Consider the following 14,688-nt stretch of genomic DNA (forward strand, 5'->3'; position numbering starts at 1 on the left):
TATGACCGCGATACGGGAACCCTCACTGTCGCCGCGGGTCCGGACCTTGATGGATCGGATCGAATCGGGACTGCCCGAGGGGCGGATTCCCGCGAGTATTTTCGGAAATGCCGAGGTGCATCAGGCGGAGCTGCGCAAGATATTCGGCCGGGCCTGGGTCTATATGGCGCACGAATCCGAGATCGAGGCGAACGGCGATTATGTCGTGCGGCGGATCGGGGAGGATTCGTTCGTCGTGACCCGGGACGAGAACGGTGACATCCACGTCCTGTTCGACGCCTGCAAACACCGCGGCGTGCAGATCTGCCGGGCCGACTCCGGCAACACCTCGCACTTCCGTTGCCCGTACCACGGCTGGACCTACTCCTCGGACGGCAGTCTGGTCGGTGCGCCGCTGTGGAAGAACGCCTTCGGCACTATGAGCAAGGCGGACAACGGGCTGGCGAAAGCGGCGCAGGTGGAATCCTTCCACGGCCTGATCTTCGCGACGCTCGACCCCGGCGCGCCGCCGTTGCGGGAATATCTGGGCGGTATGGCGTGGTACATGGACCTGTTGTTCGGCCTCGACAAAGACGGTGTGGAAGTCCTGGGCAAGCCGCAGCGTTTCGTTCTCGACGCCAACTGGAAATCCGGCGCCGACAATTTCTCCGGCGACGATTACCACCTCGGCACACTGCACAAGTCTGTCTATGCGATCGGCGCCTTCCCGGTGCCGTTCAGCGAGAACATGATGGGCTACCACATCCAGGCCTCGCCCGGACATTCGCTGTCGTTCTCGATGGCCGAGGACGCCGATGAACCCGGGCCGAAATTCTTCGGATTCCCGGAATCCCTCGCGGAGAATTTCGACACCGCCAACATTTCCGGTCACCAACTCGAGGTGGCCCGCCGCTCACGGGTATTCGTCGGAAACGTTTTCCCCAACTTCTCCATTCTGGCGCTGCCGATGACCGAGGACGGCGCCACTCATGCGCCGACCGGCGTGCTCACCGTGCGGTGCTGGCAGCCGAAGGGGCCCGGTCAGGTCGAGATGTGGAACTGGTTCCTCGGCTACAAGAACATGACGCCCGAGCAGAAGGACCGCGCCTACCGTGCGGGGCTCGGCACCTTCTCCCTCGGCGGGGCCTTCGAGATGGACGACACCGAACCGTGGATCACGGTCGGGCGCACCGGCCGTTCGGTCGCGGCGGAGTTACTGGACTTCGAATTGAACTACGAGATGGGAATGCCGGGTGTCGGCATGGCTCATCCGGTGCAGGACTGGCCCGGGCCCGGGAAGGTCTACTGGACCCGCTACGAAGAGGGCGTCCAGCGCAATATGTACGCCTACTACGCGGATCTGATGCGCGCCGAACCGGGCCAGTGGCCGGAGCACGAGTTTTGAGCGGCGCGGACGCCGTGCCGGCGGACGAGCAGGTCCGGGCCCGGTACCGGGAGGGCGGCCTGCTCGGAACACTCACTCCCGGAACACATCCCGCGCTGGTGGTCGTCGATCTCCAGTACGGATTCACCGAGGCGCAGTACGGCCCGGGCTTCGAGATGGACGCGGTTGTCGTCGCGACCCGGGAACTGGTGGACGCGGCGCACGAGCACGACGTGCCGGTCTACTTCACGACCATCGCCTTCCCGGTGGACGGCGACGGCACCGCCGGAACCTGGTTGCGCAAGATGCCCGCGATGCGGGGACTGCGAACCGGTGAGCGCAGTGTGCGGATCGATCACCGGCTCGGCCGACGCGACGATGACCCGCTCACGGTCAAGCAAGCGGCCTCCGCGTTCTCCGGCACCGATCTGGCACGACGGTTGGCCGCCGCCGGCGTCGACACGGTACTCGTCACGGGCGCGACGACCTCCGGCTGCGTCCGCGCCACCGTTGTCGACGCCTGCGCGGCCGACCTGCCCGCCTTCGTCGTCCGCGAGTGCGTGGGCGACCGCGAGGAGGCACCGCACCGGGCCGCACTGCTGGACATCGACGCCAAATACGGCGACGTGATCCCACTCGCCACCGCACACGCGATCGTCAAGGGGCTGCTATGACCACTGCTCTCCGATCGGCGCTGCACCCCGCGCCGGCCCTCGACACTCCGGCTCGCGTGGCCGGGGATCTGCCGGGCCGGCTGGTCGTGCCCGGCGTCGAATCTCCCGACTGGGGCCTGGCCGCCGAGCAGGAACTCGGATTCTTCGGCCCCGCAGTGGAATCCGCGGAATTCCTGGCCGAGCTGGCCCGCTCGGGCCTGCGCGGTCGCGGTGGCGCCGGATTCCCCGCCTACCGCAAATGGTCGGCGGTGGCGGCGAGTCCGGACAGTGTGGTCGTCGCCAACGGCCACGAGGGTGAACCCGCGTCGAGCAAGGACGCATGGTTGCTCACCCGCCGGCCGTATCTGGTGCTCGACGGGCTGCTGACGGCCGCGGTCGTCACCGGATCGGGTGAGGCGGTCGTGTACGCCTCCGAGCCCGCGGTGCTGGCATCGGTCCGTGCCGCTGTCGCCGAAGTCGTTGCGGCAGGGCTGGTTCCGCCGGGGATGGGGTTGCGGGTACACGAGGCGCCCGCGGGATATGTGGCGGGCGAGGAGTCGGCGGTCGTGGCCGCCATCAACGGCCGCCCGGCAAAACCGGTCAGCAAGCCGCCTCGCCCGTTCGAGGTGGGTGTGCGCGGTCTGCCGACGCTGGTGAGCAATGTGGAGACCTTCGCGCACGCGGCGTGGATTCGCCGTTACGGCGCCGCCGAATTCGCCCGTGCGGGTACCGCGGCGTCGCGTGGTACAGCATTGTTCACCGTCACCGGCCGCGTCGCGGCACCCGGTGTCTATGAAATGCCGCTGGGCACAACGATCTCGGATCTGGTTGCCGTCGCCGGTGGTGGGGCGGCGCCGATGACGGCCGCGCTGCTCGGCGGTTGGTTCAACGGAATCTCGCTCGGCGACGTGGGTGCGCTGTCGTGCTGCTACGACGCGATGCGCGCGGCGGGTACCGGTCTCGGCTGCGGCGCGATCACGGTACTGGGGCCCGACGACGATCTGGTCGCGCTGGCAGCCGAGCTCGCCGTCTGGTTCCAGAACGAGAGTGCCCTGCAATGCGGTTCGTGCTTCACCGGCACGAAGGCGATCGCGCGGGCGTTTCGGCAGATCCTGCGTGGCGAGGATGCCGCACGGCATATGACGGACCTGACCCGCTGGGGTTCGGACCTCCCCGGCCGCGGCGTGTGCGGCCTCATCGACGGCGCCGCGGCGCTGGCTCGCAGCGGCGTGGAAGAACTCGCGCGTCGCGACGCACGGAAGGAGCGGTGAGTATGCGGGTGATCGTGGACAACACCAGATGCGACGGGTATGGGACGTGTTTCGACATGTGTCCCACTGTCTTTCGCTCCGACGACTGGGGATATGCCGCGGCCGTCGGCGACGGCAGCGTCGCGGAATCCGACGAGACCCTGGTGCGGCGGGTGATCTCGTTGTGCGCCGAGCACGCGATACGCGAGATCTGAATCCGCCACACCGGCCGAGCGCCTCGGCGGCACGACGATCGATCAGCTGAAGGAGAACTTGTGTATCTGGGTCTGGAAAACGGTGTGGCGCTGGTGACGGCCGCCTCCCGCGGCATCGGCCGGGCGACCGCCGAACGGCTGGCCACCGAAGGGATGACGGTGGTCGCGGCCGCGCGCAGTGCGGCCGGCGAACCCGAAACCGTCGGCACCGGGTCCATCGTGCCGTTCGCCCACGATCTGGGTGATGTCGAGGCCACCGCGGCCCTCGTCGACACAGTGGTGGCCGCCCACGGTGCGGTGGACGTCGTGGTGCTCAACACCCCGGGGCCGCGGATCGTGCCGGCGCTGGACGCCGAATGGGACGACTGGGCCGCGGCCCACGACACCCTGCTGCGTCCGGTGGTGCAACTCGCCACCGCGGCGGGTCGGGTCATGCTCGACAAGGGCGCGGGCGCGATCATTCTGCTGTCCTCGACCTGGGTGCGCCAGCCCGCCTCGGGCGGGGTGCTGTCCGCGGCGTACCGGTCGGCCGCCTCGGCGTTCGTCAAGAACCTTGCGAGCGAACTGGCTCCGGCGGGCGTGCGGGTGAACCAGATCATGCCCGGCGCCACCGGCACCGACCGGATGCGGGGGATCGTCGAGATGAAGTCCGATCGCAACGGCACCACCGTGGAGGAGGAGATCGCGCGCGTCGTCGCCGATATCCCGGCCGGCCGGTGGGCGGAGGCGAGTGAGATCGCCGATGCGGTCGCATTCCTCGCGTCGGCGCGCGCGTCGTTCATCACCGGCACCACGCTGTCGGTCGACGGTGGCGCTGTGCGTGCCGCGCACTGAGTCGTCGGCCAGGTGAAAAACCCAGCTGGAGAACATATTTCGTCACCGAGAAGGAAGTTGTCATGCCGAAAACCCTGACCGAGAACTTCGTCGAACAGTTCCGGCTGTGCAAGGTGAACGCCGGCGAGACCGTAGCGGTGATCGCCGAACTCGGACAGAAGACCGAGTACGTCGAATCCGCCGTGGCCGCGGCACGACAGCTGGGCGCCGGTGTGCTGGTGCTGCACGCGTCCAGCCTGTCCAATCCGATGCTGCCGCCCTACCAGCCCGACGGCCGCGAGGTCGCGCCGCTGCTGGCCGCGGCGGGGGAGTGCGATTTCGTCGTCGACGTCACCGTCGGTGGACTGATCCATTCCGATGTCCGCACCCGGATCACCGGGAACGGCAAGCGGATGTTGTTCGTGGCCGAGCCGAACGATGTGCTGGAACGCCTGATGGGCGACGAGAACTTACGCAGGACCGTCGAGGCGGGTGGCCGGAAACTACGTGCGGGATCGACGCTGCATGTGACCAGTGCCGCCGGCACCGATCTGACTGCCGACATCTCCGGAGCCGACCTGCCCATCACCCACCAATGGGGGTATGTCGACGAGCCGGGCCGCTGGGACCACTGGCCTTCGGGTTTCGTCGCCTGCTTCCCGCACGACCGCACCGCCGAGGGCCGCATCGTGTTGCAGCCCGGCGACGCGCTGATCCCCTGGCAGCGCTACGTCCAGGACACGGTCACCATCGAGGTCGAGAAGGGCTACATCACGAGGATCTCCGGTACCGGCACCGACGCGCACGTTCTCGACGACTATTTCCGGGCCTGGGGCGACGACGAGGTGTGGGCCACCAGCCACATGGGCTGGGGTGTGCTGCCGCACGCGCGGTGGTCGGCGTTCGACGTCTACGATCCGCGCTCGCTCTACGGTCAGGAATTGCGTTCCACCGCAGGCAATTTCATGTGGTCGACCGGTTCCAACCGGTTTGCCGACCGCGAGACGCCCGCCCATCTGGATGTGCCGATGCGCGGCTGCACCGTCGAGATCGACGGCGTGGCAGTGGTCCGCGACGGCGCCCTCGTCGAACAGGAGTGAGGACAGTGCCCGCGGACAAGAACGCGATCGAACGGGCCGTCCTGGCGATGGCCCGCGACACCGAACTGCTCGAGCAGGTGAATGCGCAGCCCTCGCGTGCGCCGGAACTGCTGGGCATCGACCGGGAATGGGCCGAGACCATTCTGTCCGGTAACCGAGATCGGTTGCGCGCCATCGGACTCAACGACGGCCTGACCATTCTGGTCAGCCGCTGGTTCAACGACGATCTGGGTGACGCCGCCAGCCACGGCGGATTCATCGTCGACGACACGCTGCCACGAGCCGATCCGGACGTACCCGACGGTGTGGTCTTCGCCGGAGGCTGCTCCCACGTGCCGGATCTGCTGGCGCGCCCCGAGATCGATCCCGACGATGCGGTGGCGCGGTTGCTGGACGGCTACGAACGTCTGCGTCGCGATCTGATCGCCGCCGATCCCGACATCGTGCTGGTGACGGCCGATTGCCACTTCCAGAGCTTCGAGACCGGCCACAACGTGATCGGCACCGGCTCGGGTCACACCGGCTCGATGGAGTTCTTCAAGCGCGGCGATCTGGATCTGAGTCTCACCGGAATGCCTGATTTCGCAGGCGAATTGGCCGCCGCCGTGCGCGCGGCCGGCCTCGAGGTCGAAGAGGCCGAGCGGGTCGACCTCGACCACGGGCTGATCGTGCCGCTGCGGCTGGTGCTGCCGCGCCCGGATCTGCCGGTGATCCCGATCATCACCCAGCCGCACCGCAGCTTCTCCCCGTTCAACGCGCGTCGCTTCGGTGCGGCGCTGCGGGGTGTGGTGACGCGCTCGGGCCTGAAGGTGGCGTTCCTGGCCACCGGTGGCCTGTCGCACTGGCTGGATCCCGGGCACTTCGGCGGGGTGGACGTCGAATTCGACACCTACATCCTGAAGCTGCTGGAGACCGGGCGCGGTCTGGACCTGTGCTCGCTGGAGCCCTACCCGCTGCTCGAGCACGGTCAGTACGAGATCCAGAACTGGATGATCATGCTCGGGCTCATCGGCCCCGGCGTGCACGGCACCGTGTACACCTACGAGCCGATGCAAGCCTCCGGTGGCGGCTGGACCGTGGTGAACATGGATCTCGCCCGCGCGCGGACCGAGACCACGGTGGCAGTCGCGGCGGAGCAGGCGTCATGACCGCGCGAACGCTGAAGGTGGGCCTGACCCAGTGGCACGCCACCACCGATATCGCCGCCAACCTGGCCACCGCCCTCCGGCTGATCGAACGGGCCGCGGCCGCCGGGGCACAACTGGTGACGCTGCCGGAGAACGGCCTGATGCTGGGAACCAACGTGCAGATGCGCGAGGCGGCCCTGCACGAGGACGCCACCGAGATCCGGCAGTTGCGCCGGGCCGCCGTCACCCACGGGGTGGCGGTGGTGCTGGGCGGGATGAAGAATCGCACCGGCGAGGCGACCTACAACTCGGCGCTGGTGATCGACGCCGCCGGCGAGCTGGTCGGACGCTACGACAAGATGCACCTGTTCGATGCCCGGATCGGCGGCCGGTCCTTCGAGGCGTCGACGGTGGAGCGACCCGGCGCCGGGCCGGTCCTGTTGGAGCTCAACGGGATCCGCATCGGCCTGACCATCTGCTACGACGTACGCTTCCCCGAACTGTCGCGGGCGCTGGCCGTGGCCGGTGCGCAGGTGCTGCTGGTGCCGGCGGCGTTCGTGCAGTCGACCGGCGCCGCGCACTGGCACACGCTGCTACGCGCGCGGGCGATCGAGAATCTGGCCTATGTGGTCGCGCCGGCGACCGTGCATTCGCCGGACCCCGAATTCGCGGACGCGTTCGCCACCTACGGGCATGCGCTCGTGGTGTCGCCGTGGGGTGAGATCCTCGCGGATCTGGGAGAGGATCCGGAGGCGGTGCGAGTGGTCGAACTCGATCTCGAAGCCGTCACCCGGGCCCGCGCCGGCCTGCCCGTTCTCGCCGGTCGCCGCGGCGCGGGCGAGTACGACGCCGAACCACGCGTACTGCGGCTCTCGGGCCGCGCCGCGGAGGTGGCGCGATGAGCGAGCGGGATGCCCGCGATCTGCCGACCGGGGTGATCCGCGCAGGCGAATGGTCCGGAGTCGGAAACGAATTCACCGGTGTCCGATTCCGCAAGGTGTGGACCCGCAACGGGGAACGCCTCGAGATCCACGTGCCGCGCACGGGCGCGCACATCCTGCTCGACGCCATGGCCCTCGAGGTCGTCGCGGGGCAGGCACCCGAGTTCTTCACCCGGCTGATCGCCGAAGGACTGGGCGCGGCCGACGAATGACCCTTTCACCACTCGATGACGAAGGTAGCCAGTCGATGACGACGAAACGAGTGGGCATGATCGTGCCCAGCTCCAACACCACCATGGAAACGGAGATTCCGGCCATGCTGCGGGCGCGCGCCGAGGTGCGGCCCGAGGAACAGTTCACCTTCCATTCCTCGCGAATGCGCATGCAGCACGTGACGCCGGAGCAGCTGACGCAGATGGACAGCGATTCGCTGCGGTGTGCCGCCGAACTCGCCGACGCCCGCGTCGACGTGATGGCCTACGCCTGCCTGGTGGCGATCATGGCGCAGAGCCGCGGTTATCACTCGGTCTCGGAATCCAAACTGGCGCAGGTCGCGAAAGAGGAAGCCGGCGAAACCATTCCGGTGCTGTCCTCCGCGGGCGCGCTGACCGAGGCGCTGGCACATTTGAACGTGCGCAAGATCGCCGTCGTCACGCCGTACATGAAGCCACTGACCGCGACCGTATGCGACTACATCGAGCACGAGGGCTTCGAGGTGGTGGATTCGCTGAGCCTCGAGGTCGCCGACAATCTGGCCGTCGGGCGCCTGGATCCGGGCAATCTGCTCGAACACGCGCGCACTGTCGACACCTCCGACGCGGACGCGTTGGTGATCAGCGCCTGTGTGCAGATGCCGTCGCTGCCGATCCTCGACGAGGTGCAACGGCAGTTCGACATCCCGGTGCTCTCGGCGGCCGCGGCGACCACGTGGCGCTTGCTGCGCAGCCTCGACCTCGATCCGATCGTCCCGCGCGCGGGGGCGCTGCTCGCCCCGTAGGTCCCGAATCCCCCGAGTTCTCTGTATCTCGAATTCCCTCGGCCCCTTACGAATCGAGATTCCCATGAGCTTCGATGCTCTTTTCCGGCCCGGCCGCATCGGCCCGGTCGGGCTCCGCAATCGCGTGGTGAAATCACCGAACAGCAGCGCGACCGCCAATATGGACGGCACGATCAGCCGGCGCACCGTCGACCACTATCGCCGTCTCGGTGAGGGTGGTGCCGGCCTGATCATGACCGAATACACCTACGTCGACGACGACGCCAGCAAGGCGATCCACAACCAGCCCGGGATGAGCCGGCACGAGCACATCGCCGGATGGGGCTGGCTCGTCGACGAGGTGCACGCCACCGGCGCCAAGATCGGTCTGCAACTGGCCCACGGCGGCCGCCAGATATTCCTCGGCACGGCACCGATCAAATCGGCCACCGACAGTTCCTGGGATTACGTCGAGGCGGTGGCCGGGGTGATCCCGCAGCCGGTGACCGTCGCCGAGATCGACGATATCGTCACCGCGTTCGCGCAGGCCGCGCTGCGTGCCCGGAAGGCCCGCTTCGATCTGGTCGAGGTGCATGCCGGACACGGCTATCTGATCACCAATTTCCTTTCTCCGCACACGAATTCGCGTACCGACGACTACGGCGGCAGTTTCGCGAACCGTTCCCGGATCCTGGTCCGGATCGTCGACGCCATCCGCGCCACGGTGCCGCGTGATTTTCCCCTGAGCGTGCGCGTCTCGGTCACCGACTACGAGCCCGACGGTATTCCGATCGAGGAGACCGTGGAGCTGTGCCGGCTACTGGAAGCACACGGCGTCGATGTCATCCATGCCTCCGGTGGTCACCATGCCACCATGGAGTGGGAGGTCAGTCCCTGGTTCAACACCCGTGCACCGCACCGCTGGGGCTGGGAGAAATTCCGGCCCGAGCTGTCGATTCCGGTGATCGGTTCGGGTTCGCTGGTCTCCCCGGAGATCGCGAACGACGTCATCGCTTCCGGCTCCGCCGATTTCGTGTCATTGGGTCGCGCGATGCTCGCCGATCCGGACTGGACGCGCAAGGCGCAGGCGGGCCGGACGCTCGAGATCGTGCCCTGTATCCGCTGCAACGACGGTTGCCTGCATCGCGGCGTCGACACGGGGCGTTCGGTCGGATGCACCGTGAACCCGTCGGTGACCGAGGAGGGCCGGTTCCCGATCACCGTGTCCGACACCAGGAAATCGGTCGCCGTCGTGGGCGGAGGACCCGCCGGCCTGCGCAGTGCGGCGGTGCTGAGCGACCGCGGGCACGAGGTGCGGCTGTTCGAACCCGGTGAGCTCGGTGGCCTTCTCACCCACGCGCTGGGCTCCACGGTGAAACAGGACATCGCGGCCTTGGTGACGCATCTCGTGCACGAGGTCCGGCGCCGCGACATCGCGGTCGTTCCGGCCCGTGCCACCGCCGCGGAACTCGTCGCCGGCGGCGTGGACGCGGTGGTCGTCGCCACCGGAGCACCGTTGCGCGAACCGGACTTTCCGATCGCCGCGGAGGTGTCGCACGTGCATGCGGCGCACGTGCGCGCGCAGACGCCACTGCGTGGGCGCGTGGTGGTGATCGGCGGTGGGTTTCAGGGGTGTGAGACCGCGCTGCGGATCGCGGAGATGAGCGACACCGAGGTCACCGTTGTGGAGCAACAGGATTCGCTGCTCACCGGGGACGAGGTGATCTACGACGTGCTGAAACTGCCGCAGTTCCTGGACCGAGCCGGAGTGCGGATTCGCACCGGGGCACGGGTGTGCGACGTGAGCGCCGACGGCGTCGCGATCCGCAGCACCGGCGGTGACGAACTACTGCCCGCCGACACGGTGGTCACGGCACTGGGTCGGGTCCCGGCGTCGAACGAACTCGCCGACGAATTGCGCAGTGCCGGAATGGATGTGCACGTGATCGGCTCGGCGTTGCGGCCGGGCCGGGTGTACGACGCGATCCACACCGCGTTCTTCACCGCACGCGTCATCTGAGTTGGTTCGCGCGGGGCCGACCGTCAGGCGGACGGCTCCGGCGGCGCCATCAGGATCAGGTTGGAGGTCGCGAAATCCGGCAATACCGGATCGGAATCGATCCAGTAGATACGCGCGGGACGTTCGACGCGGCCCCGCTCGTCGTGTTCGATCACGATGTCCCGGCCGCGCATCGCCAGCAGTAGGGAATCGAAGCAGTGATCGGGATCGGCATCGAGGACCAGCCCCAGTGCCGCGTCGATCAGATGGAATTCCATGATCCGGCGAGCCGAGGCCGCGTTGCGATGGCTGATGGCATCGAGAAAGAACTGGTCACTGTCGATGAAGTCGTCCGGGGTGCGGGCATGGGAAAGATAGACGCTCTGATGCCGGTAGATCATGGTGTGCAGCTGCCGGGTGAGGTCGGCGAAATTCGACGGATACCGGTCGAGCGCCACATCGTGGAACAGCTGATGCGCGTCTTGGAAGCGACGACTGTGCGCGCGATGAGTGCGCATGTCCGCCAGATGGTTTCGCATCTGCTCGATATCGTCGTCGGTCAGCAGCTCGACGGTAGCGCCCACGGTCGGTGGCTCGAGCAGCAGTCGCAACGCATAGCTCTGCTCGGTCTCGGAATTCACCAGCGGGGCCACGTGCATGCCGCGGTTGGCGTGCGCCACGACGAGGCCGTCGGCTTCCAGTCGCTGCAGTGCCTCGCGCAGGGGAGTGCGGCTCACCTCGAGTTCGGTGGCCAACTGCTCCTGGGACATCCGCCATCCCGGCGCGTACGCACCGGTGATGATGCGCTCCCGCAGTGTCCGGTACAGCGCATCCACGGTGGTGCCGGCGCGGATCTGTCGAGCAGAGGTGGTCATCAGCATCATCCTAGAGGTCACGGGCAGGGACGGGGTCCCGGACCCGTAGAAGTGTATCCAATTATGTGTTCAGATGGCCGCACATGTCCACGTGTGAAACAACGTTTCGCAGAGGTAACGACATGGCGGAGGTGTTGCGGATTCCCGATCGGCCAGGCATGCTGCACTGTACACAAAAGTGTATTCATTATGGAGGCGACGGGACTACCCGGCGTGAGCCGGCGACCGGTCGCTGTTCATTACTGTATACAGTTTTGAACACAGATTCCGGTATTGCTATCCGTACCCGAACTTCAGGAAATTCTGGAGGCGTTATGCCAGCCCTGCCCGCGCAGCATTCCGTTGCTGATGAAGAATACGGCGCGCACCCGGTGCCTTCCAACGCCCGACTCGGCCGCTGGCAAGTCACCATGTCGTACTGGTCCCTGCTCTCGGCGATGGTCTGGCTGTTCTACGGCGCCCTCGCCGCGAGTTTGTACGGAACCCGCGACGCGATGATTGCCATTGCGCTGTCAACCGTGGTGTTCGCGCTGGCGAATATCGTGATGACACGACTGGGAATTCGCCACGGCGTCAATTCGACGCTATTGACGAAATCACTCTTCGGACGGTGGGGATCTTTGCTCACCGCCCTGCTCGTTGCGGCCACCGTGCTCTACTACGCGATATTCGAGTCGAGTACCCTTGCGGTGGCCTTCCGGAGCTACGTCGAGCATGGCGACATCCGGCTGTGGTATGCCGTGATCGTCGTCGTGAGTCTGCCGCTCATGCTGGGCAGCGTCCAGTCGTGGATGGCCAAGCTCAACGGTGTCCTGCTGCCGTTCTACCTCGTCGGTCTCGTCTCCGTCCTGATCGCGGCGGGCGTGAAGTTCGGCCACGGCTCGCACTGGCTCAGCTTCTCCGGCGTCGTTCCCGCCGAGGGTCGTTCGTTTCCCGGCTGGATCCTCTGCTTCGTGCTCTACATGGGCATCTACATCACCATGCCGACGACGATCGACTTTGCGCGATTCGCCCGGCGCGAGGACGAGAGGTTCCACGAGGTCGTCACCTTCGGATGGGTGTTCTACCTACTGCTGTTCATCCTCAACGGCTTCGCCGGCATCTATCTGGTGCAGCTGGTGTTGCCCACCGAGCCGGCCTCGGAAACCGGTGTGGTGCAGGCTATTCTGGCCAGTCTGGGATGGATCGGCCTGCTGTTCATCGTCATCTCGCAGACGCGGGTGAACACCCTGAACTACTACCAGTCGAGCACGAATTTCGAGCGGATCCTCAGCACGGTCACCTCGGTCCGTCTGCCTCGCTTCGTCTGGGTGACCGCCGTCGCCGTCGTCGTGTTTCTCATGATGCTCACCGATGTCTTCAGCTATCTGCAAACCGCGCTGAACTGGCAGGGCGTGCTCGTCATCGGATGGGTCGGTGTGGTTCTGACGCATTTCGCGCTCAGTAGGCGGGACCGGCAATCCGGCCCGGTTGTCGACGAGAGCATGCCGCGCGTCGGCTGGGGCCTGATCGCGTGGATCGTGCCCTCGATCGTCGGCATCCTGCTGCTGGAAGTGTCATCGGTGCCGGCCGCCGCCAGGCAGTCGGCACAGTTGATAGTCCTCGTTCTCTCGGTAGTGCTCTACACCGTGACCTATCTGCTGACCCGCCGGGCCGATGACACGGCAACCGACGCGCGGGTCGACGGCGCCGAAGTGCCCTCGGCCGTCCACTCGAAGCCGAGTGTGTGAGGGCAGCCGGTGAACCCGACGATCACGAAAACACAAGGATAGAAGGAGAACTCATGGGTGCACTGGATGGCCAGGTCGTAGTGTTCACCGGCGCCGGCGCCGGCATCGGCCGCTCGGTGGTCACGCGGTATGTCGCCGAGGGCGCACGGGTCGTCGCCGTCGACATCTCCGACACGGTCGAGGACCTCGCCGGCGAACTGGGCACGGCCGTCGTTCCGATCGTCGCCGATGTGGCCACGTGGGAAGGCAACCTCGGCGCGGCACAGGCGGCGTTGGACCGATTCGGCAGGATCGACGTCTTCGTCGGCAATGCGGGAATCACCGACAACGCCCAGCCGCTCGAGGACATCCGGGGTGCCGACCTGCCCGCGGCGTTCGGCGAGCTGTTCGGGGTCAACGTGCTCGCTCCGATGCTCGGTGTCCGTGCCTGCCTCGAATCGCTCATCGAAACGCGCGGCAGCGTGATCCTGACCGGATCATTCGCGAGTACGAACGCGGCCGGGGGCGGCTCCCTCTACACCGCTTCGAAACATGCCGTGCACGGGCTGATCCGCCAGCTAGCGTACGAACTCGCGCCGGACGTCCGCGTGAACGGGGTGGCGCCCGGGGTCGCCCCGACGCGGCTGCGTGCCACCGCCTCGCTCGGCCAGGTCACGACCGATTCGGTCCTCGACGGCACCGAGCGGGCGCTGCCCACCCAGCACATCGCGTCCGTCTCCGCCTACGACGGCGTGTTCACGATGCTCGCGTCGCGCACCGAATCGGTCGCCATGACAGGCACGCTCGTCACCGTCGACAGCGGACTGTCGATCCGCGGCATCGCCAAGCCGGGCGGCCGGGTGAGTCGCGCATGAGCAGGACGGATCTCACCGGCAGGACCGCCATCGTCACGGGTTCGCGACGGGGCATCGGCGCGGCGATCGCGCGAGAGCTGTTGGATCACGGTGCCACCGTCGTCGTGTGCGGGCGGAGTGAAGCCGGCGTCGCAGACCGGGTTCGGACGCTCGACACCACAGCGCCGGGACGGGTGCGCGGGTGCGCGGCCGACCTGACCACCGCACACGGGCGTGAGCACCTGCTCGAGATCGCGGCCACAGTGGACATCCTGGTCAACAACGCCGGAGGATTCACCCGGGTGATGGACACGCTCAGCCCGACGCTCGATGAATGGAACGACCAACTCGCCGTCAACCTGACTGTGCCGTTCCTGCTGTGCCAGGCCGTGCTGCCGACGATGATCGAGCAGGGCTGGGGACGCATCGTCAACATCGGGTCGATCGTGGCATCCGCTCCGCAGCTGGGCAACGCCATCGGATATGTGGCGGCGAAAGCGGGGCTGGTCGGGTTCACCAGGCAGCTCGCCGCCGAGGTAGCGCACGCCGGGGTGACCGCCAACGTCGTCAACCCGGGCACGATCGGCACCGAACATCTGCGGGACTACCTGGCCGCGTCCGACCGGATGACCGAGCAGTCGCTGGCCGGCCGCATTCCGGTCGGCAGGCTCGGCCGCCCGGCTGAGATCGCCGGCGTCATCCCCTATCTCGTGTCCGACGCAGGCGCATTCATCACCGGGGCGGTCCTCGACATCAATGGCGGCGCGATTCACGCCTGACCACATCGTCTGCGGGAGAACAGCTCGAAAGGAA

15 protein-coding genes are annotated in these 14,688 nt (G+C 67.0%); 14 read left to right on the forward strand and 1 reads right to left on the reverse strand.

Features of this window, described 5'->3' with window-relative positions:
* Nucleotide 1: 1 nt before the first annotated feature.
* From NRB56_RS09915 to NRB56_RS09965, 11 genes are all read left to right on the forward strand, one after another.
* Nucleotides 2-1,384, forward strand: coding sequence for an aromatic ring-hydroxylating oxygenase subunit alpha (locus NRB56_RS09915; RefSeq protein WP_153340699.1), 1,383 nt, complete (start codon nt 2-4; stop codon nt 1,382-1,384).
* Nucleotides 1,381-2,037, forward strand: coding sequence for an isochorismatase family protein (locus NRB56_RS09920; RefSeq protein WP_153340701.1), 657 nt, complete (start codon nt 1,381-1,383; stop codon nt 2,035-2,037). Before NRB56_RS09915 ends, NRB56_RS09920 begins: the two co-directional genes overlap by 4 nt.
* Nucleotides 2,034-3,287: an NADH-ubiquinone oxidoreductase-F iron-sulfur binding region domain-containing protein gene (locus tag NRB56_RS09925; RefSeq protein ID WP_153340702.1), complete on the forward strand. Its 1,254-nt coding sequence runs from the start codon at nt 2,034-2,036 to the stop codon at nt 3,285-3,287. The genes NRB56_RS09920 and NRB56_RS09925 overlap by 4 nt, the downstream gene beginning before the upstream one ends.
* A gap of 2 nt (nt 3,288-3,289) precedes the next feature.
* The gene (locus NRB56_RS09930; RefSeq protein WP_153340704.1) at nt 3,290-3,481 is read left to right on the forward strand and encodes a ferredoxin; all 192 of its coding nucleotides are present in this window, start codon (nt 3,290-3,292) and stop codon (nt 3,479-3,481) included.
* 60 nt (nt 3,482-3,541) lie between these two features.
* Complete coding sequence (locus NRB56_RS09935) at nt 3,542-4,315, forward strand: SDR family oxidoreductase (RefSeq protein WP_319942789.1); 774 nt, start codon at nt 3,542-3,544, stop codon at nt 4,313-4,315.
* A 62-nt stretch (nt 4,316-4,377) separates the two neighbouring features.
* Nucleotides 4,378-5,394: a M29 family metallopeptidase gene (locus NRB56_RS09940; protein ID WP_153340706.1), complete on the forward strand. Its 1,017-nt coding sequence runs from the start codon at nt 4,378-4,380 to the stop codon at nt 5,392-5,394.
* Nucleotides 5,395-5,399: 5 nt separating this feature from the next.
* Nucleotides 5,400-6,542, forward strand: coding sequence for a DODA-type extradiol aromatic ring-opening family dioxygenase (locus NRB56_RS09945; protein WP_319942790.1), 1,143 nt, complete (start codon nt 5,400-5,402; stop codon nt 6,540-6,542).
* Entirely contained in the window at nt 6,539-7,423 is an 885-nt protein-coding gene (locus tag NRB56_RS09950; RefSeq protein ID WP_153340708.1) for a nitrilase-related carbon-nitrogen hydrolase, read from the forward strand. The genes NRB56_RS09945 and NRB56_RS09950 overlap by 4 nt, the downstream gene beginning before the upstream one ends.
* The gene (locus NRB56_RS09955) at nt 7,420-7,674 is read left to right on the forward strand and encodes a hypothetical protein (RefSeq protein ID WP_153340710.1); all 255 of its coding nucleotides are present in this window, start codon (nt 7,420-7,422) and stop codon (nt 7,672-7,674) included. Before NRB56_RS09950 ends, NRB56_RS09955 begins: the two co-directional genes overlap by 4 nt.
* A 35-nt stretch (nt 7,675-7,709) precedes the next feature.
* A complete protein-coding gene (locus tag NRB56_RS09960) occupies nt 7,710-8,459 on the forward strand; it encodes a maleate cis-trans isomerase family protein (RefSeq protein WP_153340712.1) in 750 nt (249 codons plus the stop codon).
* Nucleotides 8,460-8,523: 64 nt separating this feature from the next.
* Nucleotides 8,524-10,458, forward strand: coding sequence for an oxidoreductase (locus NRB56_RS09965; protein ID WP_153340714.1), 1,935 nt, complete (start codon nt 8,524-8,526; stop codon nt 10,456-10,458).
* A 23-nt stretch (nt 10,459-10,481) separates the two neighbouring features.
* On the opposite strand, the gene NRB56_RS09970 is transcribed toward NRB56_RS09965, so the two are convergent.
* Nucleotides 10,482-11,312 (reverse strand): GntR family transcriptional regulator, encoded by an 831-nt coding sequence (locus tag NRB56_RS09970; RefSeq protein WP_153340716.1) that lies wholly within the window; start codon nt 11,310-11,312, stop codon nt 10,482-10,484.
* Nucleotides 11,313-11,626: 314 nt separating this feature from the next.
* Here NRB56_RS09970 and NRB56_RS09975 point away from each other — a divergent pair, with 314 nt between their 5' ends.
* Genes NRB56_RS09975 through NRB56_RS09985 form a run of 3 tightly spaced genes read left to right on the forward strand, consistent with a single transcriptional unit; the run spans nt 11,627 to nt 14,654 of the window.
* A complete protein-coding gene (locus NRB56_RS09975) occupies nt 11,627-13,042 on the forward strand; it encodes a purine-cytosine permease family protein (protein ID WP_194290793.1) in 1,416 nt (471 codons plus the stop codon).
* A 53-nt stretch (nt 13,043-13,095) separates the two neighbouring features.
* Complete coding sequence (locus NRB56_RS09980) at nt 13,096-13,896, forward strand: SDR family NAD(P)-dependent oxidoreductase (protein WP_153340718.1); 801 nt, start codon at nt 13,096-13,098, stop codon at nt 13,894-13,896.
* Entirely contained in the window at nt 13,893-14,654 is a 762-nt protein-coding gene (locus tag NRB56_RS09985; RefSeq protein WP_153340720.1) for an SDR family NAD(P)-dependent oxidoreductase, read from the forward strand. Before NRB56_RS09980 ends, NRB56_RS09985 begins: the two co-directional genes overlap by 4 nt.
* The last annotated feature ends 34 nt before the right edge of the window (nt 14,655-14,688 follow it).

The sequence above is a fragment of the Nocardia aurantia genome (genome assembly GCF_009604425.1).
Lineage (GTDB): Bacteria > Actinomycetota > Actinomycetes > Mycobacteriales > Mycobacteriaceae > Nocardia > Nocardia aurantia.